Origin of the sequence: Bradyrhizobium huanghuaihaiense (assembly GCF_007830635.1) — a bacterium.
In the GTDB taxonomy this organism is placed as follows: Bacteria; Pseudomonadota; Alphaproteobacteria; order Rhizobiales; family Xanthobacteraceae; genus Bradyrhizobium; species Bradyrhizobium huanghuaihaiense.
Map to the genome: position 1 here is coordinate 168,381 of NZ_VLLA01000022.1, position 21,046 is coordinate 189,426.

Here is a 21,046-nt window from a genome sequence, read left to right on the forward strand (position 1 = left end):
AAACGGGGCTAGCGGCCGAAGCCGGGCAAGCCGAACAGACCCCGCTGCTCCTGCGGCTGCGGAGGTGGCGGCGCTGGTTGCGCTTGCGGCGGTGGCGGCAACGGCTGCGGCGGACGCTGCTGCACCGCCTGCTTGGGCGCGGCCTTCTTCTGCGCGGGAGGCGGCGGCGGAGGCGCGGGCTTGTTCGCAGGATCGGGCGCCGCGGTCGCAATGGTCTGCTGCGGCTCTTTGCAGTCGGTGAGCCAGATGTCGTAGATCGGATGCTCGACGCCGTGCAGGCCTGGGCTCGCCGCATACATCCAGCCCGAGAAGATCCGCTTCACCTCACCCTGCAAGGTGATCTCGTCGACCTCGACGAAGGCGTCGGTGTTGGCGGCTTCCGTCGCCGGGCGCGTGTAGCAGGCGTCGGTCTTGACGCGGAGCGCGCCGAACTGGACGGTCTCGCCGATCTCCTCGTCGAAATTGATGATGCGCCCGGTGATCTTGTCGAGGCCGGAGAAGGTCGCCTTCTTGTTGACGATCTTCTGGGCCGGCGGCTCGGTCACGACCTCGTCGCCCGGCTGGAGGCTCGCCGGCATCTGCGGCACGGCGCCGCCCGGCCCGCCCTTCTGCTGCGGCTGGCGCTGACCGGGCGCACCCGGGGCGCCTTGCGGACTGGGCGGAGCGATCGCGGCGGAGGGCGGCTGATTTGGCGGAGCGACGGTCGAGCCCGGCGGCGGCGCCAGAGGCTGAGTCTCGACCGGTCCCGGCATGACATTCCCCTGCCGTCCCTGAGGCGGCGCCATCGGGCGCGAGGGCAGCACGCGGCCCTGCGGCGGCAGCTCGGGGACCTCCTCGTCGTCGTCAGGGATCTGAGGCTGCGGCTGGCCGCGCGGAATCGCACCCGGCGGCCTCGGCGGCGGATCGGAGAAGATGGTGCCGATCTGGGCCTGCGCAGGCGTCGCAACCGTCAGCGCGGTAGCGGCCAAAAGCGCCGCAAGGCCTGTCAGGGAAAAGGTTTTGAACATCTCGCGCGGCTTCAACAGCGAATCGGGCTTGTTGGACATTCTACAGGGGATACCGCCGCTCGCAGGCCCTCCGGTTAACACGCCGAATACGGCGGGGGAAGGGCGGCATCCCTGCCCTTCCCGGCGCTGTCTGGCCAGACCGGCTCCCGGATGGGATAGTCGGATACCCCCTCCCGGCGCCCAAGGCGGGCATAAGGCGGGCATTCGCCTCCCGGACACGACGTCCAACCATAACCAGAAACCTCAGAGGTCGCCCCCGATGCCCGTTGCCCTCGATCCCGATGCCGCCGCAGTCTACAGGGCCTTCCAGGAGGCCGGCCGCCCTGCCTACGAGACCCTGACCGCGCCGGAGGCCCGCGCCTATTACCTGCAGGCGCGCTTTGCCACCAACCCGGAGCCGCCGGAACTCGCCCGCGTCACCTCCCTCGCGATCCCGGCGCCGCACGGGGAGATCCCCGCCCGCCTCTACGTTCCGAGCGAACCGCGCCGGCACGATGGTCTTTCGGCGGCTCTGGTCTTCTTCCACGGCGGCGGCTGGGTGATCGGCGATCTCGACTCCCACGACGTGGTCTGCCGCCGCCTTGCAGATTCAGGCGCGCTGATCGTGATCTCGGTCGACTACCGCCTCGCGCCCGAGCACAAGTTTCCAGCCGCCGCCGATGATGCGATCGCCGCGACCAGATGGATCGCCGCCCATGCGCGCGAGCTCGGCATCGACGCCTCCCGCCTCTCGATCGGCGGCGACAGCGCCGGCGGCAATCTCGCCGCGGTCGTTGCGCTCGCCGCCCGCGACGCCGGCAGCCCCGCGATCGCCGGCCAGCTGCTGATCTATCCGGCGACCGATTTCGCTATGACGCACGGCTCCCACCGTGAGCCCGAGACCAGCGTGCTGCTGACCCATTCGGTGATCCGCTGGTTCCGCGATCACTATCTCAACGGCACCGCCGACATCCACGACTGGCGGGCCTCGCCGGCCCGCGCGCAAGACCTCGCGGGCCTGCCGCCGGCCTATGTGCTGACCGCCGGCGCCGATCCCCTGCGCGACGAAGGCGATGAATATGCCGCGCGCCTGAACCAGGCCGGCGTGCCCGTCGCGTACAAGCATTATCCCGGCCAGTTCCACGGCTTCTTCACCATGGGCAAGCTGTTGCAGCAGGCCAATGTCGCCGTGAGCGAGATCGGCGCGTGGTTGAAGGGATTGGGGTAGATCGAACGCCGTAGCCCGCATGAGCGCAGCGACATGCGGGACCGCTCTCACCACACGGAAAGACCTGTCCCGGATATCGCTGCGCTCATCCGGGCTACGCACTGACAACGCCGATCGAGATGCCTTCCCTCCTCAAAACCCTCCTCGCCCTCCCCCTTCGCGCCCTGACCTGGCTCGGTGACCAGGGCACGCGCGCCGTGGCGGCCATCGCGTTCATCGCGGTCGCAGTGCCGCCGCTCGGCGCGCTGCTGCGTCCCTACGTGACCGAGGCGATCCTCTGCCTGCTCTGCATCTCCTTCATGCGGGTCGATCTCGTGGCGCTCTACGGCCATCTGCGCCGGCCTGCCTTGATCGCAGGCGCGACGGCCTGGACCACGATCGCCGTGCCGCTGATCGTCGGACTGCTCGCCCATGGCAGCGGGCTCGACAGAAGCTCGCCCGGCCTCTTCCTCGCGCTGATGCTCCAGGCCATGGCCTCGCCGATGATGGCAGCGCCCGCGCTCGCAGCGCTGATCGGCCTCGATGCGACGCTCCCGCTGGTCACGCTGGTCACCGCGACCGCGCTCGTGCCCTTCACCGCTTCATTGTTCGCGAGCCTGTTTCTCGGCGGCATGCTCAGCATCTCGCCGCTCACGCTCGGCCTGAAGCTGCTCGGCATCCTCGCGGCATCGCTGATTGGCGCGACGGCGATCCGCTGGGTTGTCGGCGCCGCTGCAATCCACCGCCACAAGCGGCCGATCGACGGCTTCAACATCCTCATCCTGCTGGTCTTCGCGTCCGCCGTGATGGGCGACGTCGCGCGTGACTTCGTCGCCGATCCCGTGTTCGCGATCGGCGTCGCGCTGCTCGCCTTCGCGGTCTATTTCATCCTGCTCGCCGTGACGACGCTGATCTTCCGCCGCGCCGGCACCGAGCGTGCGTTTGCGATCGGCCTGATGGTGTCACAGCGCAATCTCGGCCTGATGCTGGCGGCAACCGCAGGCGCGTTGCCGCCGACGACCTGGCTCTATTTCGCGCTGACGCAGTTTCCGATCCATCTTGCGCCCTATCTGCTGACGCCGATCGCGCGGCGCCTGACGGCGCACAGCGGCGGCGCCGGCGCGGCTGCCGCAGACAGCACGAGCTAGGCCGCTCTCATGCTGGCGCCCCCGCAGGTTTCGACGCCTTGAAGATGTAGCGATTGGTGCTGAAGAAATATTGTCCCGCCCCGTCGAGGCGCTCGAACTCGCTGTGCCATGCAGTGAGATCATCGGCTGAAACGTCGTTCGTGCGGCCGACGAAATCCCGGATCCCCTGTGCCAGTCCCTTGCTGTACCTCTCGTCATCGTACCGCAAATTGAGAATCGGAAAGACGGACGCGCCGTCCAGACGAAATCCGGCATTGACCATTCTTAAGGCCATCGACCTGGGCAGACGCGGATGGGCGCAATGCGCCTCCCATGATTTCATGACGGCAGCCATGCGTTCCCGGTTATCGGAATGCCAGACCACGGCGTCCCAATCCGTTGCGACAAAAATCGTTCGGCCGCCCGGTTTCAGGACGCGACATGCTTCGATGAGGACGCGGTCGACATCGGGCACATATTCGGCGACCTGAGTGCACACGACGGCGTCGAACGATGCATCGGGCTGATCCAGTTCCGTCGCGTTGCCGAGGGCATATGAAATCCACTCCGAAGCCTTCTGCCGGTTGCAGACGGCGATCAGGTCGGTCGACACATCGATGCCTACGACAGATCCATGAGGCCCGACGAGCTCAGCCATGCTTTCGCAGAGATAGCCCGGACCGCATCCGATATCGAGAACGCGCTCGCCGGCAGACAGGTCGAGCTGCCGGATGGTCTCCGCGCGCTGGGCCTTCACATCGGCTGTGAGATAAAGTCTCTGGAGCCGCTTCGCGTTCTCATTGCTGTACTCCATTCCGCTCATCATCGCCTCCATGGTCGCACGGCCAGTGAGATGTCCTACCCCGTCCGCGCCGCGCGCCGCAGCGCCTGCGGCGGCTGGCCGAAGGCACGGATGAAGGCGCGGCGCATGCGCTCGGGGTCGCGGAAGCCGGTCGTTTCCGCAACGAGCTCGATCGCCTCGCGCGAGGACTGCACGCGTTCGCGCGCGACCTCGAGCCGGAGCCGCTCGACCGCCTTGGAGGGCGTGGTGCCGGTCTCGGCAGCGAAGGCGCGGGCAAAATGCCGCGCGCTCATCCCGGCGCGATCGGCGAGTTCCTCCACGGTCAGCGGCGCGTCGAGATTTTCGCGCGCCCAGGACAGCAGTGCGCCGAAGCGGCCGTTCGGCGCCTTCAACTCCAGCAGCGAGGAGAATTGCGACTGGCCGCCGCTGCGACGGTGGTACAGCACGAGCTGCCGCGCCGTCGCCTGCGCGATCTCCTCGCCGTCGTCCTCGGTGACCATCGCCAGCGCGAGGTCAATTCCCGCGCTGATGCCCGCCGACGTCCACACGTGACCGTCGCGGGTAAAAATCTGGTCCGGCTCGAATTTCACCCTCGGATAGCGCGCGACGAACTCGCGCGTCCGGCCCCAATGCGTCGTGGCGCGGCGGCCGTCGAGCAGGCCGGCTTCGGCGAGCACAAAGGCGCCCGAACAGACGCTGGCGACCCGCACACCGCGCTTGGCCAGCCGTTGCACGAAGGCCCGCGTGACCTCGCAGCGCGCGGCCTCCGCAACGCCGGCGCCGCCCGCGATGACGAGCGTCGTGATGGCATTCGCCGACTTGAGATCTCGCGCCATCATCTCGACACCCGACGAGCTGCGTACGAGCCCCGCCTTCGCCGCCAGCACCCGCAGTGCAAGCGGCTTGCCGGACGCACGCGCCGCGATCTCGAACACCGAGATCGGACCTGCCGCGTCGAGCAGCTGGAAGTCCGGGAAGATCAGGATGCCGATCATGGGCCCGCTCCGAAGGAAATGTCCGAAATAGAGGGAATTACGCCATTTTGGACAGAAGGGCATCATGCCAGTTTGCGCTCGTCAAGCTCTTCATTGGAGGTTCTCATGTCGGCGCCGCTCCAGATTGGACTTTTGGTGTTCCCGCGCGTCACCCAGCTCGACTTCACCGGCCCGTTGCAGGTGTTCTCCGCCGTTCCCGGCGCCCAGCTGCACTTGATCTGGAAGCGGATCGAGCCGGTGCCGAGCGATTCCGCGCTCATCGTGACGCCGACCACGACATTCGCCGACTGCCCGCAACTCGACGTGATCTGCGTGCCCGGCGGCCGCGGCACCGACGACCTGCTCAATGACGAGGAGGTGCTCGACTTCCTGCGCCGGCAGGCCGAGGGCGCCAAATACGTCACCTCGGTCTGCACGGGTTCGCTGGCGCTCGGCGCCGCCGGCCTGTTGAAGGGCTACCGCGCCGCCACCCATTGGAGCGCGATGGAGATGCTCAGCCAGTTCGGCGCGACGCCGACCAAGACGCGCGTCTGCGTCGATCGCAACCGCGTGACGGGCGGCGGCGTCACCGCAGGCATCGATTTCGCGCTGACGCTGGTGTCGATCCTGGTCAACCGCACCGCGGCGGAGGCGATCCAGCTCGGGATCGAATACAATCCGGCGCCGCCGTTCAATTCCGGCTCGCCCGATACCGCGCCCGCCGAAGTGCTCGCTTTCGTCAAGCAGCGCATTGAGCCTTTGCAGGCCTACCGCCTCGATGCCGTCGAACGCGCGGCGGCGCGTGTGATGTAGGCATTCCAGCTTCGGTGGTGGAACTGAGATTTCGGGGGACGAGTTAAGCCCGCACGAAACTCACGGCATCCGGAGCGCAATCATGGAGCATCTCCACTATCCCAACGAAAGCACCGAGTATCGTGCCGCGCGAAATGCGCTGCTGGACGAGGAGATTGCCCTCCGGGCCCAGATTGAGGCCGTTTCCGCCAGGCGTCGCGCGCTGCCACTCGGCGGCGAGGTGCCCCAGGATTACGTCTTCGAGCGTATCGGCAAAACGAGCATGCCGGAACAGGTCAGGATGTCGGAGCTGTTCGGCCCGCATGACACGCTGATCCTGTACAGCTTCATGTATGGGCCGGAGCGCGAGCTGCCCTGCCCCGGCTGCACCCGTTTGCTTGACGGGCTCGACGGCGCCGCACGGCATATCGGCGAGCGTGCCGCGCTTCACATCGTTGCAAAATCGCCGATCGCGCGTCTCGCCGCCTGGGCCCACGAACGCGGTTGGGAACATCTGTCGCTGCTGTCCACCGCCGGCAACGGCTTTGACGCGGACTACTTCGGCGACACCTCGAAATTCCCCAAGGGTATGCGCGCGCAGCACCACGTTCCCGAGGGGCAGGACTGGGACGAAACGATCTTCAACGTCTTCAAGAGAGCGAACGGCAAGATCAGGCACTTCTGGGGCTCGGAGATGAGCTTCGCGCCGCACGCGCCGAAGCAGCATCATCGCGCCGGTGATCTGGTCGATCCGCTCTGGGGCTTGCTCGACATGACGCCTGAAGGCCGCGGCGACTTCTTCCCGAAGGTGCGCTACGACTGATGCGCACAAACCCGCTGACGAAGTGGCGTCAAAGAAAAAGGCCGCTCGGTTTCCCAAGCGGCCTTTCCTGTCTCACGGCGGCTGCACATTCACATCGGGCGATTTCGGAGCTTCCTGACCGGGGGCCTATCTCCCGATCGAGTCCTTGTCGGCGGCCGCTGCATTTCGGGACAGTCGCGAGCTGTTGCCCGAACCGAACGCGATGGTCTCCCATCTCCGTAAGATGGGATCATTGAGCCGCATCGCCCGTATCAGTGCAACGCCCGCGCAAGCGACATCCCCGCTGTTCCCGTTGTCCACAGCGGTGTAGCGGGGATGCATGTGCATCCAGTCGAACGATGGAATACGCGGGTGGTCTAGCCGGGCGTCCAGGGCTGGTAGTCGCCGGTCGCCTTGGGACGCTTGCCGCTGGCGAGCGTCGAGCCGGAGGGCCGGTACGCCTTGGCCGTGCCGGTGAGATTCGGCTGGTGCGGCTTTTCCCACTCACGGGGCTGGTAGTTGATCTCGGTCGGCGGGGTGTCGACGACGTGATGAATCCAGCCGTGCCAGGCCGGCGGGATGCGGCTCGCCTCGGCATAGCCGTTATAGATCACCCAGCGCCGCTCGAAGCCGAGGGTCGGATCGATCTCCCCGCCGCGGGTGCGATAATAGAGGTTGCCCTGCTCGTCCTGGCCGACCAACTCCCCGTACCGCTTGGTCCAGAGCTGGGTGCCAAACGTCTGGCCACTCCACCAGGTGAAGAACTTGAGGAAGAATTGTTTCATGCGGCTAGGGCCCTGCTTCGTCGGGTCCTGATGCCATCCGGAGGGCGAAATGTCCAGTTCGCCGGGTGCGGCCATGCCCCGCCACAAATGCGCGCCCTGGACACCCGCTTCCGCCGCAAATCGGACGCGATCCGTTCATGCCGGGTACAGCGGTCCGGTGAGACGCTTCCTCACACGCAAACCGGCGTGATCCAGGAACCACCGCGCTGTCGTGGGGTTGGCTTCCGGGAAAGGAGTTTGATCATGAAAAGTTTGAAAGTCTTGAGCGCGGCAGCCACCTTGGCGCTGGTTCTTCCGCTGGCGACCCCGAGCTTCGCACAGGGCCATGGTGGTCGTGGCGGCGGTGGTGGTGCGGCCTTCCACGGCGGTGGTGGGGGTGCTCACTTCGGCGGCGGCGGCGGCGGCGCGAGGATTGGCGGCGGCGGCGCGGCCTTCCACGGCGGCGGCGGCAATTTCGCGGCAGGCGCGGCGATGCGCCCGAGCGGCGGCAACTTCGCGGCCGGCGCAGCGGTGCGTCCGAGCGGCGGCAGTTTCGCGGCCGGCACGGCGGTACGTCCGAGCAGCGGTTTCGTAGGCGGCATGGCGAGCCGTCCCACCGTAGCGCCGTCCTTCAGCGGGACGCGCAGCGTCGCAACCGCGGGTAACTGGCAAGGCGGCAGCGGCAATTGGAGCGGCCGTCGCTGGCACCATCGTGGTGGCGGATTCTGGCCCGGCTTCGCGGCTGGCGCCGCGATCGGCGGCCTCGGCTCGTATGCCTATTACGGCGGCGGGTACTACGATGACCCCTACTACTATGGCGACAGTTATTATGATGAGCCGTCAGTGGCGGTGGTGCCCGACGGTGGCGGCGATTCCGCGGCCTACTGCGCGCAGCGTTACAGATCGTATGATCCAGCCTCCGGCACATATCTCGGCTATGACGGTCAGCGTCATCCCTGCCCGTAAGCGGACCGAACACGTTTGAAGCAAGAGGCGTCGCAGCAATGCGGCGCCTTTTTCGCGAGTGTCATATCCGTCACCTGTTTCGCGTGTATCGAACTTCGCGGCTCAACGTTGCGTACGAGTTGATGTAACGGGACCTCTATTCACCGCACCGTGCATATCTACCCTGATCCAATCCAAAATTGACCCGACCCACGATTCGCGGATATCACCATCGCCTGTGGGGACTTCGATCTACTGGGAAGTGTCATGCCGCGTATCCTCGTGGTAGATGACGATCCGATGGTCGGCGCGACCATCGAGGTCCTCCTCCAACGTCAGGGCTTCGACGTCACGCTGGCTGACGGCGGCGAAACGGGATTGGCTGCGCTGGAAGCGCAGGCCTACGACGTGATGCTGGTCGATATCTTCATGCCGCACATGCGCGGCTTCGAATCCATCCGCATCTTTCACGAGCGCGCGCCGGCGATTCCGCTGATCGCGATGTCCGGCTATGCCTTCGCCTCGTCCGCCTCGCCCTCTCCCGATTTCCTGCGCATGGCGCTGGAGCTCGGCGCGAGCCGCTGCCTGCGCAAGCCGTTCACGCCGGAAGCGCTGCTGACCAGCATCCGGGAATGTCTCGCCGGCGAGAGCGCAAAGGACAAGAAAGAAGCCCCTTGATTCCAACGCAGCGCGTCATTCTCGGTGCGGGACTTGCAATCCTCCTGATCATCACCGCAGCCTCGATCGCCCTCGACGTGAAGTCGCGGTCCGAGGCCGCATGGGTCAATCACACCGTCCAGGTACAGAAGAAGATCTCCGATCTGCGCGTGCTGCTGCGCCGCGCCGAGAGCGCCGCGCGCGGCTACGAGCTCTATCGCAACCCGGGCTTCAAGGACGAGTTCGAGGCGGTCCACGCCCAGATCGCACCGGCCCTCGCCGATCTCAAGCGCGGCGTGCGCGACAATCCCGATCAGGTCGCGCTGCTGGAGGGCACCGAGCCGCTGGCGCTGCGCCGGGTCGAGATCGCCGCCGAGGCGATGCGCCTGCGCGCCATGAACGACCAGGCCGGCATTTCCGCGCTCAACAGCAAGGCCGAAGGCCGCGGCCTGATGGACACGGTGATGGCCAATCTCGACCAGTTGAGCGCAGATGAGGAGCGCCTGCTCGCCGCACGCTCCCAGGATTCGCGCCGCACCGGCATCGTGCTGCTCGGCATCGACGTCGCCGGCGCGCTGGTGATCCTGCTGCTGGTCGTGATGGTGATGCGCGCGAGTCAGCGCACCCAGTTCGCGCTCAAGAGCACGCTATTGGAGACCACGGCCGCCAAGGAGCAGCTCGAGGCCGCGGTCGCCGAGCGCACCGAGCATCTGGTCGTCGCGCATGACGAGCTGCGGTTGTCGGTCAACGTGCTCCAGAGCACCTTTCGCAGCATGGCGGAGGCTGTGCTGGTCATCGACGCCGAGGGCAACGTCCTTCTGTCCAATCCGGCCGCCGAGCGCATGCTGCTGCATCGCACCGGCATGAACCTCGGCAATCTGCGGGCGTTGTCCGACGTCTTTCACGGCGACGGCGTCACGCCGATGAAGGCAAAAGAGCTGCCTTCGGCGCGCGTGCTGAGCGGCGAGGAGTTCGAAGATCTGGAGATGATCGTCCGCCCGCACAGCGGCAATCAGATCCGCCATCTCATGATCAGCGGCCGGCCGATGCTGGACGGGCAAGGCGACATCTCGGGCGCGGTGCTGGTCTATCACGACGCGACCACTTCGCGCGAGACCGAGCGGCAACTGCACCAGTCGCAGAAGCTGGATGCCATCGGCAAGCTGACCGGCGGCGTCGCGCACGACTTCAACAACATGCTGACCGTCATCTCGGGCAACACGGAGACGCTGGTCGCGAGCCTGAAGCAGCAGCCGGAGCTGCAGCGCGTGGCGCGCCTGATCGACGATGCCGCCGAGCGCTGCGCCGAGCTGATCCAGCACCTGCTCGCGTTTGCGCGCCGGCAGCCGCTGCAGCCGCGCAACGTCGAGATCAACGCCGCGATTGCGGACATCGCCAAACTGCTGCGCCCCACGCTCGGCGAGCAGATCCAGATCGAGACGGTGCTGGAACAGGGGCCGATGACGGCGCATATCGATCCGTCCCGGCTCACCAATGCCGTGCTCAACATGGCGATCAACGCCCGCGACGCCATGCCGAACGGCGGCAAGCTGCTGCTGGAGACCCACCGCGTCGTGCTCGACGAGGCCTATGCGCAGGCCAATGCGGAGGTTCGGCCCGGCCCCTATGTGATGCTCGCGGTCAGCGACACCGGCACCGGCATGTCGGCCGATACCCAGCAGATGGCATTCGAGCCGTTCTTCACCACCAAGGAGGTCGGCAAGGGAAGCGGCCTTGGCCTCTCCATGGTCTATGGCTTCGTCAAGCAGTCCGGCGGCCACATCAAGATCTACAGCGAGGAAGGCCACGGCACCACGATCAAGCTCTATCTGCCGCCGGGCGAAGGCGCGCCGGACGCGGCCGCGAATGTCGCGCCGCAGGCCGAAGGCGGTGCCGAGACCATCTTCGTGGTCGAGGACGATGCGCTGGTGCGCAACTTCGTCACCGCGCAGCTCCAGAGCCTCGGCTACAAGACCGTCGCCGCGCCCGACAGCCGGGCGGCGCTGGAATTGATCGAAGGCGGCCAGGCCTTCGACCTGCTGTTCACCGACGTCGTCATCCCCGGCGGCATCAGCGGGCGCGAACTCGCCGAGAAGGTGGCCAAGCTCCGCCCCGGGCTGAAGGTGCTCTACACCTCCGGCTACACCGACAACGCCATCGTCCATCACGGCAAGCTCGACGACGGCGTGCTGCTGCTGACAAAGCCCTATCGCCGCAACCAGCTCGCCGAGATGATCCGGAAGGCGCTGAATGGCGGCGGGATGGCGGCGAGCTAGCGCGTGACCTGCCGAAGGCGCGCTGCAGTCACACCATCTATGAGATATTTGAGGTCGAGGGCACTGGCTCAGGATGTGAGTTCCGGTTGTCCTCTTGAAACGCCGTAGCTCGCCCGGATCCGCGTCCGAGGTGTTCCGACACCGCGCTATGCAGGGAGTAAGGCCGTTTTGATCTCGATCGGGCCGGTCTCAAGCAAAAATCAAGCGCATCTCAAGGACAAATCGTCTCACCAGCCCAGTCTCTGAGCATGCTCTCGGCGACCAATGTTGGAGCCGGTGTCGCGACAGTCCGCTTACGGAGCGCGATACCGAGCGGTCACCAGATGCACAGCTGGGATCTTGGTCTGCGGCCGGAATTGACGGCGCAGCTTCGACAGGTGCTCGCATGAAAAGACGAGAGTTCATCTTGTTGATTGGTGGAGGACTGGCCTGGCCTGCGATCGCACGGGCGCAGGGCGGAGCCAAGCTGCATCGTGTCTTCTGGGTCTCGACTCAGTCCGAACCGGATCCCTTCCTGGACGGCTTTCGCGAGGGAATGCGCGCGCTGGGATACGTCGAGGGCAAGACCGTAACCTTCGAGACGCATTATGCCCCCGGAGATCCGCAGGCACTGCGCAAGATCGTCTCCGAGTTGCAGCGAGGGGATATCGACCTTGTCGTCTCGAGCGGTCCGGCGACACGCGTCATGACCGCGGTCACCGACATCCCCGTGCTGTTTGCATTGAGCGGTGACCCCGTCGCTTTGGGTGTGGTGAAGAGCCTTGCTCACCCCGGCACCAATTTCACCGGCAGTACATTCCTGTCGCTCGAGCTGGCAGGAAAGCGCGTTGAGCTGCTCAAGGACATTTATCCAAAGCTGCGAAAACTGGCGGTCTTCTCGAACACGGATCATCCGGGAGAGCCACTGGAATGGCGTGCGACTCTGGAGTCGTGCCGGAATCTCGGCATTGAGGCAGCCTACGTTCCGTTCTGTGGCGCTCGCGAAATCGAGAATGGATTGATGGCTGCCGGCAAGGTGGACGCGGATGCTCTCCTCGTGTTTCCCGATGCTGTGACGCTGGTGCATCGTGCGAAGATTGCGGAGTTTGCAATCGCGCACCGGCTGCCTTCGATGTTTGGCTGGTCTGAATATTGTGACGCCGGAGGTCTCTTGAGTTACGGCGCAAACCAGCGCACGACCTATTTTCGGCTTGCGACCTATGCCGATCGCATCCTGCGCGGTGAAAATCCGTCGGATCTTCCGGTGATGCGCCCCGAGAAGTTTGAACTGGCAGTCAATCTGAGGACAGCCAGGCTTCTGGGTATCGACCTGGATGTGTCGTCGATCCTGTTTCGCGCCAGCAAGGTGATCTCCTGAGAGCAGTTATGACGGACGGTGCTGCGCAGTCCTCTTCGTGTACGATGCCCCCGCGTCGCTCGCTGTTCTGCAAGTACTTCGCGACGTTGTTTGTCGCTGCGGTCGTGCCTCTGATACTCGGCGCGGCCGTCGAGGCTTCTTTCGGTTACCGAGACCAGCGCCGCCAGATCAGCGCGGTGCTGCAGGCCGATGCTCGCGCGGCGTCCGACAGGATCGAGGCGTTCACCGATGGCATCCGAGATCAGCTGGGTTGGATGGTGCAGCTTCCCTGGGCTGCCGGAGACGATGCGCAACATAAGATCGACGCCTTGCGCCTCCTCCAGCAGGTGCCTGCAATCGTTTCGGTTTCGCTTCTGGATGAGACCGGCACCGAACGAGTCTTTGTTTCCAGGCTGCTTCTGAACAGGACCGGGCGCGGCACCGATATGTCTACGGATCCCGCTGTTCTGGGCGCACGCGCCAACAAGGTTTGGTACGGACCGGTTCAGTACCAGCGGGATTCAGAGCCCTACATGAGGATCGCGGTTGCCGGGAGCCTGCCGGCCGCGGGGGTTGCGGTCGCCGAGGTCAATCTGAAGCTGATCTGGGATGTCATCGCAGCCATTAGAATTGGCGAGACCGGCTACGCCATTGTTGTCGATGACTCCGGTCATCTGATCGCACATCCCGATATCAGTCTGGTTCTGCGCGGCCGCGCCAGCTCGGGCAGTTTCGGCCGGATCAAGCATCTCGCCGGCGCGGCAAGCGGAGCGGCGGTGATAACCGGGGACCGAGGCAACCCGGTGGTGGCGCTATCCGTTCAGGCCGCCGATGTGGGATGGACGGTGATCGCGATGCAGCCGGCCTCGGAAGCCTTTGCATCAATTCGCGCGGCGTTGTGGCGCTCGTCAATTCTCATTGCCTTTGGTGTTCTCATCGCGCTGGCGCTCGCCTATTGGCGCGCGCACAGAATGTCCGGCCCGATCAAGCAACTGGAAGAGGGCGTGGAGCGGATCAGAACCGGACAATTCGAGCATCGCATCAAAATCTTCAGCGGTGACGAGTTGCAGCAACTGGCGTTGCGCTTCAATGAAATGGCTTCTGAACTGGCGATCTCGCAGCAGAAATCTGCGCGGATCGAACGGCTGAAGCAGTTCCTGCCATCACAGGTCGCCGAATTGGTCGAGCATTCTCATGAACTGCTCGAAGGGCAGCGACGGGAAGTGGCCGTCATTTTTGGCGACTTGCGCGGCTTCACGGCGTTCTCCACGCGCAATGAACCCGATGTCATCATGGCCGTCATGCGAGAGTACTACGAGGCCGTCGGCGCCGTGACGACTCGTCACGAGGCAACGCTCATCGGCTTTGATGGCGACGGAGTCATGCTCCTGGTCAATGCCCCGGTCGCATGCGAACAGCCGGCAACTCAAGCGGTCCGACTCGCGATCGACCTGCAGATGACGGTGCAGTCCCTTGCCGGCAAATGGTGCGACGCCGGCCACGCGATCGGCTTTGGTGTGGGCGTTGCCATGGGACCGGCAACGGTAGGAACGGTTGGTTATAACGGTCGGCTGGACTACACGGCGATGGGAGCCGTGGTGAATTTGGCGTCGCGGCTCTGCAATCTCGCGAAGGACGCGCAGATCCTGGCTGATCCCACCATTGCTGGAAGGGTAAGGGATAGCGTTCCGTTGGCATCGCTCGGACAGCGGACCATCAAAGGCTACGACCAGGCCCTCGAAGTCTTTGCTGTCGCACCTGCTGACCTGCCGTTGAAACCGCCGGGCTCGGGACAACGCCGGCGAGAGAAAGAGTCCCAGGACCACTGATACCCCGGCGTCCGGACGGCTAGCGCGTCGCCAGCACCACGGCAGCCAGCGTGAACACCAGCCCCGCGATCTGCCCTGCCCCGAGCGGCTCGCCCAGCGCTATGGCCGACGCGACGACGCCGATGACCGGCACCGCCATGGTGCCGATCGCGGCGACGGAAGCCGGCAGGCGCGCAAGCGCCGCAAACCAGCTGACATAGGCGATGCAGAACTGCACCACGGTGGAGTAGACCAGCAGCCACCAGCCGACCGGCGTCACCTTGTCCAGATGCGTGGTCTCGACCATGAGGCCGATGACCGAGATCGGCAGGCAGCCGATCCCGATCTGCCAGGCCGCGGCCGTGATCGGCGGCAGATGGATCGGGTACTTCTTCGAGAACACCGTGCCGATGGCGAACCCCAGCGCGCCGCCGAGCGCCATGATGATTCCCGGCGCCTTCTCCGCGCTGGCGGCAATGCCGTTGCCGCCCATGATCGAGGCGAGGCCCGCAAAGGCCATCACCAGCCCGAGGGTGCGCAGCACGGTCGGCCGCTCCCCTAACACCGGCCAGGCGATGATCGAGGCCCAGACCGGCATGGTGTAGGCGATCAGCGCTGCCTCGCTCGCCGGCAGCCAGAGCAGCGCCAGGCCCATCAGCACCATCCAGCCGGTGACGTTGAGCATGGCGGCGGTGACGAGGCGCGGCCAGATCGCGGGCTCCACCTTCAGGCTCTGCCGGCGGATGAGCGCCAGCGCCGCCAGCAGCACGGCCCCGAGCACGCCCGTGACCCCGCGCAGGGTCAGCGGCGGCAGCTCGGCGAGCAGGAATTTCGTCACCGGCCAATTAAAACCCCAGCCGATCGAGGTGATCGCGAGGAACATCAGGCCGGCCGGGGCGATGCGCGGCCGCGCATCCCGGCGAGTCGAATCAAGCATATGGGCAGTCCGGCAAAATCGGGGTCAGCTTGGCCCGGATTCGGGAGCTGGACCACCACCTCGGCGGGCATGCCTGCCCTCACCCTCCGTAGGGCTACGTGAGTCCTGCTGACGCAATCCCGATCCCGAAAAATATACCTGCCCTGTGAACAGCGGGATGAAGGTCCGGATCATCACGGGTTGGAAATTTTTTCGGTTGGGAATCCCTGAGGACTCACTGATACTTGGCTCAACAACAGGCGCGGGCTTGCCCCCTGTTATCCCCCGCAATCCACCATATTTAGTATTTGATTCAGGAACTCGCACTAGTTCTTGACGGGCGCAACGGAGAGTCCTAGCTTTCGGTCCGTTCGGCGCGAGTGAGTTTGCGTCCCGCCGGCACTCCCCCAAAGGGTCTCGCAAATCACCACTCCGCCGGCCAGCCAAAGGCAGCGGAATAAGGGCTTGTCTGCCCTGTGAATGCGGACTCCTGGGGCGCCAGAACGGGCCGGCAAAAGGCTCGAATGGCATCGGTTGAAGAAGTGACGTTGTGGGGCGTTGAACGCATGTCGCGCACATCCCGTTGGGGCGGATGGGCGTGGACATGCCGGCGGATGATCGATGCACGCATCGAGGAATCGCGTCGGGAGAAACTGGGCCGGAAACCACCGGCTGAACTGCGAAGCCTTAAGGCCGAACGGCCCTTCGAGGACTCGCGAAGCGAAATGACGACCCGGCACGCCCCCAACGAGGGGTGGGACCGGTCAAAGAAAAGGACGGGGCAAGACCATGCGGATTGAGCGGCGCCACACCACCCAGGGACAGTCACCTTACGCGGGAATCGAATTCCGCCAGACCACGTCGGAGATTCGCAATCCCGACGGCTCGGTCGTGTTCAAGCTTGATAACGTCGAGGTGCCGACCGAGTGGTCGCAGGTCGCCTCCGACGTTCTCGCCCAAAAATACTTCCGCAAGGCCGGCGTCGCCGCGCGCCTGAAGAAGGTCGAGGAGGAATCCGTCCCCTCCTTCCTGTGGCGCTCCGTGCCCGACACCGATGCGCTTAGCCAGCTGCCTGAGAAAGAGCGCTTCGTCAGCGAGCTCTCGGCAAAACAGGTGTTCGACCGCCTCGCCGGCTGCTGGACCTATTGGGGCTGGAAGGGCAAGTATTTCTCCTCCGACGAGGACGCCCAGGCCTTCTATGACGAACTCCGCTACATGCTCGCCATGCAGATGGTCGCGCCGAACTCGCCGCAATGGTTCAACACCGGCCTGCACTGGGCCTATGGCATCGACGGCCCCGGCCAGGGCCACTATTACGTCGACCCCTTCACCGGCAAGCTGACCAAGTCCAAGTCGGCCTACGAGCATCCGCAGCCGCACGCCTGCTTCATCCAGGGCGTCGGTGACGACCTCGTCAACGAGGGCGGCATCATGGACCTCTGGGTCCGCGAAGCCCGCCTGTTCAAATACGGCTCCGGCACCGGCTCGAACTTCTCCCGCCTGCGCGGCGAAGGTGAAAAGCTCTCCGGCGGCGGCCGCTCGAGCGGCCTGATGAGCTTCCTCAAGATCGGCGACCGCGCCGCCGGCGCGATCAAGTCGGGCGGCACCACGCGCCGCGCCGCCAAGATGGTCGTCGTCGACGTCGATCACCCCGATATCGAGACCTATATCGACTGGAAGGTGAAGGAGGAGCAGAAGGTCGCCGCCCTCGTCACCGGCTCGAAGATCAACCAGAAGCACCTCAAGCTGGTGCTGAAGGCCTGCGTCAACTGCGAAGGCTCGGGCGACGATTGCTTCGACCCCGAGAAGAACCCTGCGCTCCGCCGCGAGATCAAGCTCGCGCGCCGCAGCCTCGTGCCCGACAATTACATCAAGCGCGTCATCCAGTTCGCCAAGCAGGGCTACAAGGACATCCAGTTCGACACCTACGACACCGACTGGGATAGCGAAGCCTACCTCACCGTATCAGGCCAGAACTCCAACAACTCGGTCTCGCTGAAGGACGATTTCCTCCGGGCAGTGGAAACGGATGGCGACTGGAACCTGAACGCCCGCACCTCCAAGAAAGTGACGAAGACGCTGAAGGCGCGCGACCTCTGGGAGAAGATCGGCTATGCCGCCTGGGCGTCGGCCGACCCGGGCCTGCACTTCAACACCACGATGAACGACTGGCACACCTGCAAGGCGTCCGGCGACATCCGCGCGTCCAATCCGTGCTCGGAATACATGTTCCTGGACGACACCGCCTGTAACCTGGCGTCCGCGAACCTGCTCACCTTCTACAACACCACGACCAAGCAGTTCGACGTCGCCGGCTACGAGCACCTCTGCCAGCTCTGGACCATCGTGCTCGAAATCTCGGTGATGATGGCGCAGTTCCCGTCGCGCGCGATCGCCGAGCTCTCCTATGAGTTCCGCACGCTCGGCCTCGGCTACGCCAATATCGGCGGCCTCCTGATGACCATGGGCCTGTCCTATGACAGCAAGGAAGGCCGCGCGCTCTGCGGCGCGCTGACCGCGGTCATGACCGGCATCACCTACAAGACCTCGGCCGAGATGGCGGCCGAGCTCGGCACCTTCCCCGGCTACAAGAAGAACGCCGCGCACATGCTGCGCGTCATCCGCAACCACCGGCGCGCCGCGCACGGTGAGGCTTCCGGCTACGAGGCGCTCAGCGTCAACCCGGTGCCGCTCGACCACGCCTCCTGCCCGCAGGCTGACATCGTCACCCGCGCAATGGCTGCCTGGGATGCGGCGCTCGAGCTCGGCGAGAAGCACGGCTATCGCAACGCCCAGACCACGGTGATCGCGCCCACAGGCACGATCGGCCTCGTCATGGACTGCGACACCACCGGCATCGAACCGGACTTCGCGCTGGTGAAGTTCAAGAAGCTCGCCGGCGGCGGCTACTTCAAGATCATCAACCGTGCGGTGCCGTCCGCGCTGCGCGCGCTCGGCTATCGCGAGAGCGAGATCGCGGAGATCGAGGCCTACGCCGTCGGCCACGGCTCGCTCTCCAACGCCCCCGGCATCAACGCCTCGACCCTCAAGGCCAAGGGCTTCACTGACGAAGCCATCGCCAAGGTCGAGAAGGCCCTGCCGACCGCCTTCGACATCAAGTTCGCCTTCAACAAGTGGACCTTTGGCGAAGATTTCATCCGCGACCAGCTGGGCATCGGCGCGGAAGCCATTGCGGCTCCGGGCTTCGATCTCCTCCAGGCCGTGGGCTTCACCAAGCGCGAGATCGAGGCGGCCAACGTCCACATCTGCGGCGCGATGACGGTGGAAGGTGCCCCTCACCTCAAGGCCGAGCACTATCCGGTGTTCGACTGCGCCAATCCCTGCGGCAAGATCGGCAAGCGCTATCTCTCGGTCGAGAGTCACATCCGCATGATGGCCGCTGCCCAGCCCTTCATCTCGGGTGCGATCTCCAAGACCATCAACATGCCGAACGACGCCACGGTGGAGGACTGCAAGTCCGCCTACATGCTGTCGTGGAAGCTGGCGCTGAAGGCCAACGCGCTCTATCGCGACGGCTCGAAGCTGTCGCAGCCGCTCAACTCGCAGCTCATCAGCGACGATGAGGACGAGGACGATGCGGTCGAGACGCTCTACGAGAAGCCGATGGCGGCGCGTGCCGCCCAGGTCTCGGAAAAGATCGTCGAGAAGCTGGTCGAGCGCATCATCGTGATGCGCGAGCGCGAGAAGATGCCGGACCGCCGCAAGGGCTACACCCAGAAGGCGGTCGTCGGCGGCCATAAAGTCTATCTCCGCACCGGCGAGTATGACGACGGCCGTCTCGGCGAGATCTTCATCGACATGCACAAGGAAGGCGCAGCGCTCCGCTCCTTCATCAACAATTTTGCGATCGCGGTCTCCCTCGGTCTGCAATACGGCGTGCCGCTCGACGAATATGTCGATGCCTTCACCTTCACCCGCTTCGAGCCGGCGGGCCCCGTGCAGGGCAACGACAGCATCAAGTACGCGACCTCGATCCTCGACTACGTCTTCCGCGAGCTGGCGGTGAGCTACATGTCGCGCTTCGATCTCGCCCATGTCGATCCGACCGAGTCGAACTTCGACGCGCTCGGCAAGGGCGTCGAGGAAGGCAAGGAGCCGGACGAGACCCAGCATGCGACCAAGCTGGTCTCGCGCGGCCTCACCCGCTCCCGCACCGACAACCTCGTCGTGATGCGCGGCGGCTCCGCCGCGATCGCGCCAGGCAACGACAGTGCTCCGACCGGCGGCAGCAAGGTCACGGCCCTCACCTCCCACGGCACGTCGGCCCGGGCCAGCGATGCCATCGAAGGCGCCGTCGCCCTGAAGCAGGAAGCCCAGCACGACCTCTCCCCCACGGAGAAGCTCGAGCAGCTGCAGTGGAGCAAGGCCGGCACCGCGCAGACCATCGTCCCCACCAAGGCCGAGCGCCGCGCCGAAGCCAAAGCCAAGGGCTACGAAGGCGAGATGTGCAGCGAGTGCGGCAACTTCACGCTGGTGCGGAATGGGACGTGCATGAAGTGCGATACTTGCGGCAGCACGACGGGGTGCAGCTAACACAACGCGCGCCCAGGAAGATTACACCATTAAGTCAGAGGGGGCGGCCTAGTACCGCCTCCTTTTGCTTTGTGGAGCCAGAACGTGCCTAGCTCGTAGGATGGGTAGAGGGGAGCGGAAATCCATCATCGTCGATCATCGAATGACGGGTTTCGCAAGGGCTACCCATCCTACGAACTTAACTGAAGAGAGCAGGTAGTTTGTCAGCGGGTACGCGAAGCTGAACAGAAGCAATCACTTCGCTCGGCAAGGACGCCCACTTGTCTCCAAAATAAGCCAGGAAGATATCGGAAATGTATTCGGCGACTTCCGCTTGTAGTTTCACAGCCTCGTCGCATCTCGACGCCGGATAGATCAGCTCGTGGAGCTTTCTAAACTTCGGCACCACTAGAGAACTTTGACCATGAATATGCGCTGACAAAACACGATAAGGATCACTCAACTTTCGGTTCTTATGCTTATCGAGCAATTCTAATCGTGGGCTAAATTGGTTTCTGTACTTAGAAAAGTGCTCAAATACGTCGCGCTTCAGTAGAAAACCTTCACCCGTTCGGACGACGCTCTCCCACTCAACGGGATGATCTTTGTAAAAGAGCCAAGCGACAGCAAGGTCGATTTGCGAGCGTAAAGAAAACAGAGCCGGACGCACCAGTCCCATTGCAATACACCCGGCGGTCTCAATCGCGCCTCCCTGAAGAGCATCGACTAGGTTGTCGCAATTGCCAGAAAGCTCCGAGCCACGAATGTAGCTAATCCAGTGCAACACAGAGCTACAGGCGCTCTGACAATCCAATACCCGCTGCTCGCCACTTTCATCCAGTGAGCGAGTTAGGCTCTTCTTCAAACTCACCAGTTGCTCTTTTGGACCGACGCCGCTCATGCGGATTTCTCACTTGAGCGGCCAATCGGTGAGTGTGGCTGGAGCATACTTCCTCAACACGCTGCCAACCGCTTGCATAACCTTATCGGTGCCAACCCGACGACCGGCCCGATCGAGCCAGACCGACAGAGCTGGCCCCGCAAATTCGGACAGTAGCTTGAGTGGATTTTCTGCCTGACAGCGGCGAGGATTCTTGCTGCGAATCAGGAGCGAAGATGAC

At 64.6% G+C, this 21,046-nt stretch carries 17 protein-coding genes; 10 read left to right on the top strand and 7 right to left on the bottom strand.

Features of this window, described 5'->3' with window-relative positions; all coding sequences use genetic code 11:
* Positions 1-8: 8 nt before the first annotated feature.
* Entirely contained in the window at positions 9-1,046 is a 1,038-nt protein-coding gene (locus IQ16_RS33970) for a DUF2155 domain-containing protein (RefSeq protein WP_167526373.1), read from the bottom strand.
* 220 nt (positions 1,047-1,266) lie between these two features.
* Between IQ16_RS33970 and IQ16_RS33975 the strand changes: the two genes are divergently transcribed.
* Both IQ16_RS33975 and IQ16_RS33980 read left to right on the top strand, forming a co-directional pair.
* Complete coding sequence (locus tag IQ16_RS33975) at positions 1,267-2,214, top strand: alpha/beta hydrolase (protein ID WP_018646956.1); 948 nt, start codon at positions 1,267-1,269, stop codon at positions 2,212-2,214.
* 119 nt (positions 2,215-2,333) lie between these two features.
* A complete protein-coding gene (locus IQ16_RS33980; protein ID WP_018646955.1) occupies positions 2,334-3,341 on the top strand; it encodes a hypothetical protein in 1,008 nt (335 codons plus the stop codon).
* A 7-nt stretch (positions 3,342-3,348) separates the two neighbouring features.
* Here IQ16_RS33980 and IQ16_RS33985 read toward each other — a convergent pair whose 3' ends face one another.
* Together IQ16_RS33985 and IQ16_RS33990 are read right to left on the bottom strand one after the other, a co-directional pair.
* On the bottom strand, positions 3,349-4,143 hold the full coding sequence (locus IQ16_RS33985; protein WP_063710367.1) for a methyltransferase domain-containing protein: 795 nt from the start codon (positions 4,141-4,143) through the stop codon (positions 3,349-3,351).
* A 35-nt stretch (positions 4,144-4,178) separates the two neighbouring features.
* The gene (locus IQ16_RS33990) at positions 4,179-5,117 is read right to left on the bottom strand and encodes a GlxA family transcriptional regulator (protein ID WP_018646953.1); all 939 of its coding nucleotides are present in this window, start codon (positions 5,115-5,117) and stop codon (positions 4,179-4,181) included.
* A gap of 105 nt (positions 5,118-5,222) precedes the next feature.
* Between IQ16_RS33990 and IQ16_RS33995 the strand changes: the two genes are divergently transcribed.
* Positions 5,223-5,909, top strand: coding sequence for a DJ-1/PfpI family protein (locus IQ16_RS33995; protein WP_018646952.1), 687 nt, complete (start codon positions 5,223-5,225; stop codon positions 5,907-5,909).
* Positions 5,910-5,991: 82 nt separating this feature from the next.
* Positions 5,992-6,711, top strand: a complete 720-nt coding sequence (locus tag IQ16_RS34000; protein WP_145831997.1) for a DUF899 family protein — start codon at positions 5,992-5,994, stop codon at positions 6,709-6,711.
* Between the two features lie 356 nt (positions 6,712-7,067).
* On the opposite strand, the gene IQ16_RS34005 is transcribed toward IQ16_RS34000, so the two are convergent.
* Positions 7,068-7,475: an NADH:ubiquinone oxidoreductase subunit NDUFA12 gene (locus tag IQ16_RS34005; protein ID WP_026312721.1), complete on the bottom strand. Its 408-nt coding sequence runs from the start codon at positions 7,473-7,475 to the stop codon at positions 7,068-7,070.
* A gap of 243 nt (positions 7,476-7,718) precedes the next feature.
* Here IQ16_RS34005 and IQ16_RS34010 point away from each other — a divergent pair, with 243 nt between their 5' ends.
* The 5 genes from IQ16_RS34010 to IQ16_RS34030 all read left to right on the top strand — a co-directional run bounded on the left by IQ16_RS34010 (position 7,719) and on the right by IQ16_RS34030 (position 14,497).
* Complete coding sequence (locus IQ16_RS34010) at positions 7,719-8,420, top strand: BA14K family protein (protein ID WP_018647518.1); 702 nt, start codon at positions 7,719-7,721, stop codon at positions 8,418-8,420.
* A 246-nt stretch (positions 8,421-8,666) separates the two neighbouring features.
* Positions 8,667-9,077 (top strand): response regulator, encoded by a 411-nt coding sequence (locus IQ16_RS34015; RefSeq protein ID WP_018647517.1) that lies wholly within the window; start codon positions 8,667-8,669, stop codon positions 9,075-9,077.
* Positions 9,074-11,332, top strand: a complete 2,259-nt coding sequence (locus IQ16_RS34020) for a CHASE3 domain-containing protein (RefSeq protein WP_018647516.1) — start codon at positions 9,074-9,076, stop codon at positions 11,330-11,332. The genes IQ16_RS34015 and IQ16_RS34020 overlap by 4 nt, the downstream gene beginning before the upstream one ends.
* A 385-nt stretch (positions 11,333-11,717) precedes the next feature.
* The gene (locus tag IQ16_RS34025; RefSeq protein WP_020608116.1) at positions 11,718-12,689 is read left to right on the top strand and encodes an ABC transporter substrate-binding protein; all 972 of its coding nucleotides are present in this window, start codon (positions 11,718-11,720) and stop codon (positions 12,687-12,689) included.
* A gap of 8 nt (positions 12,690-12,697) precedes the next feature.
* Positions 12,698-14,497 carry a cache domain-containing protein gene (locus IQ16_RS34030; RefSeq protein ID WP_018647514.1) on the top strand — a complete coding sequence of 600 codons (1,800 nt, stop codon included), beginning with the start codon at positions 12,698-12,700 and terminating at the stop codon, positions 14,495-14,497.
* A 19-nt stretch (positions 14,498-14,516) separates the two neighbouring features.
* On the opposite strand, the gene IQ16_RS34035 is transcribed toward IQ16_RS34030, so the two are convergent.
* A complete protein-coding gene (locus IQ16_RS34035) occupies positions 14,517-15,413 on the bottom strand; it encodes a DMT family transporter (protein ID WP_018647513.1) in 897 nt (298 codons plus the stop codon).
* 768 nt (positions 15,414-16,181) lie between these two features.
* Here IQ16_RS34035 and IQ16_RS34045 point away from each other — a divergent pair.
* Positions 16,182-19,946 carry a vitamin B12-dependent ribonucleotide reductase gene (locus IQ16_RS34045; protein ID WP_018647512.1) on the top strand — a complete coding sequence of 1,255 codons (3,765 nt, stop codon included), beginning with the start codon at positions 16,182-16,184 and terminating at the stop codon, positions 19,944-19,946.
* Positions 19,947-20,124: 178 nt separating this feature from the next.
* On the opposite strand, the gene IQ16_RS34050 is transcribed toward IQ16_RS34045, so the two are convergent.
* Both IQ16_RS34050 and IQ16_RS46350 read right to left on the bottom strand, forming a co-directional pair.
* Positions 20,125-20,826 (bottom strand): hypothetical protein, encoded by a 702-nt coding sequence (locus tag IQ16_RS34050; RefSeq protein ID WP_145831999.1) that lies wholly within the window; start codon positions 20,824-20,826, stop codon positions 20,125-20,127.
* 9 nt (positions 20,827-20,835) lie between these two features.
* Positions 20,836-21,046, bottom strand: a 211-nt coding sequence (locus IQ16_RS46350; RefSeq protein ID WP_208751655.1) for a hypothetical protein, incomplete at its 5' end; no start/stop codon positions are given.

Bases quoted from the DNA above. Each gene is read 5' to 3' on its own strand.
- IQ16_RS33970 (WP_167526373.1), bottom strand. From the start codon at position 1,046: ATGTCCAACAAGCCCGATTCGCTGTTGAAGCCGCGCGAGATGTTCAAA.
- IQ16_RS33975 (WP_018646956.1), top strand. From the start codon at position 1,267: ATGCCCGTTGCCCTCGATCCCGATGCCGCCGCAGTCTACAGGGCCTTC.
- IQ16_RS33980 (WP_018646955.1), top strand. From the start codon at position 2,334: ATGCCTTCCCTCCTCAAAACCCTCCTCGCCCTCCCCCTTCGCGCCCTG.
- IQ16_RS33985 (WP_063710367.1), bottom strand. From the start codon at position 4,143: ATGAGCGGAATGGAGTACAGCAATGAGAACGCGAAGCGGCTCCAGAGA.
- IQ16_RS33990 (WP_018646953.1), bottom strand. From the start codon at position 5,117: ATGATCGGCATCCTGATCTTCCCGGACTTCCAGCTGCTCGACGCGGCA.
- IQ16_RS33995 (WP_018646952.1), top strand. From the start codon at position 5,223: ATGTCGGCGCCGCTCCAGATTGGACTTTTGGTGTTCCCGCGCGTCACC.
- IQ16_RS34000 (WP_145831997.1), top strand. From the start codon at position 5,992: ATGGAGCATCTCCACTATCCCAACGAAAGCACCGAGTATCGTGCCGCG.
- IQ16_RS34005 (WP_026312721.1), bottom strand. From the start codon at position 7,475: ATGAAACAATTCTTCCTCAAGTTCTTCACCTGGTGGAGTGGCCAGACG.
- IQ16_RS34010 (WP_018647518.1), top strand. From the start codon at position 7,719: ATGAAAAGTTTGAAAGTCTTGAGCGCGGCAGCCACCTTGGCGCTGGTT.
- IQ16_RS34015 (WP_018647517.1), top strand. From the start codon at position 8,667: ATGCCGCGTATCCTCGTGGTAGATGACGATCCGATGGTCGGCGCGACC.
- IQ16_RS34025 (WP_020608116.1), top strand. From the start codon at position 11,718: ATGAAAAGACGAGAGTTCATCTTGTTGATTGGTGGAGGACTGGCCTGG.
- IQ16_RS34030 (WP_018647514.1), top strand. From the start codon at position 12,698: ATGACGGACGGTGCTGCGCAGTCCTCTTCGTGTACGATGCCCCCGCGT.
- IQ16_RS34035 (WP_018647513.1), bottom strand. From the start codon at position 15,413: ATGCTTGATTCGACTCGCCGGGATGCGCGGCCGCGCATCGCCCCGGCC.
- IQ16_RS34045 (WP_018647512.1), top strand. From the start codon at position 16,182: ATGCGGATTGAGCGGCGCCACACCACCCAGGGACAGTCACCTTACGCG.
- IQ16_RS34050 (WP_145831999.1), bottom strand. From the start codon at position 20,826: ATGAGCGGCGTCGGTCCAAAAGAGCAACTGGTGAGTTTGAAGAAGAGC.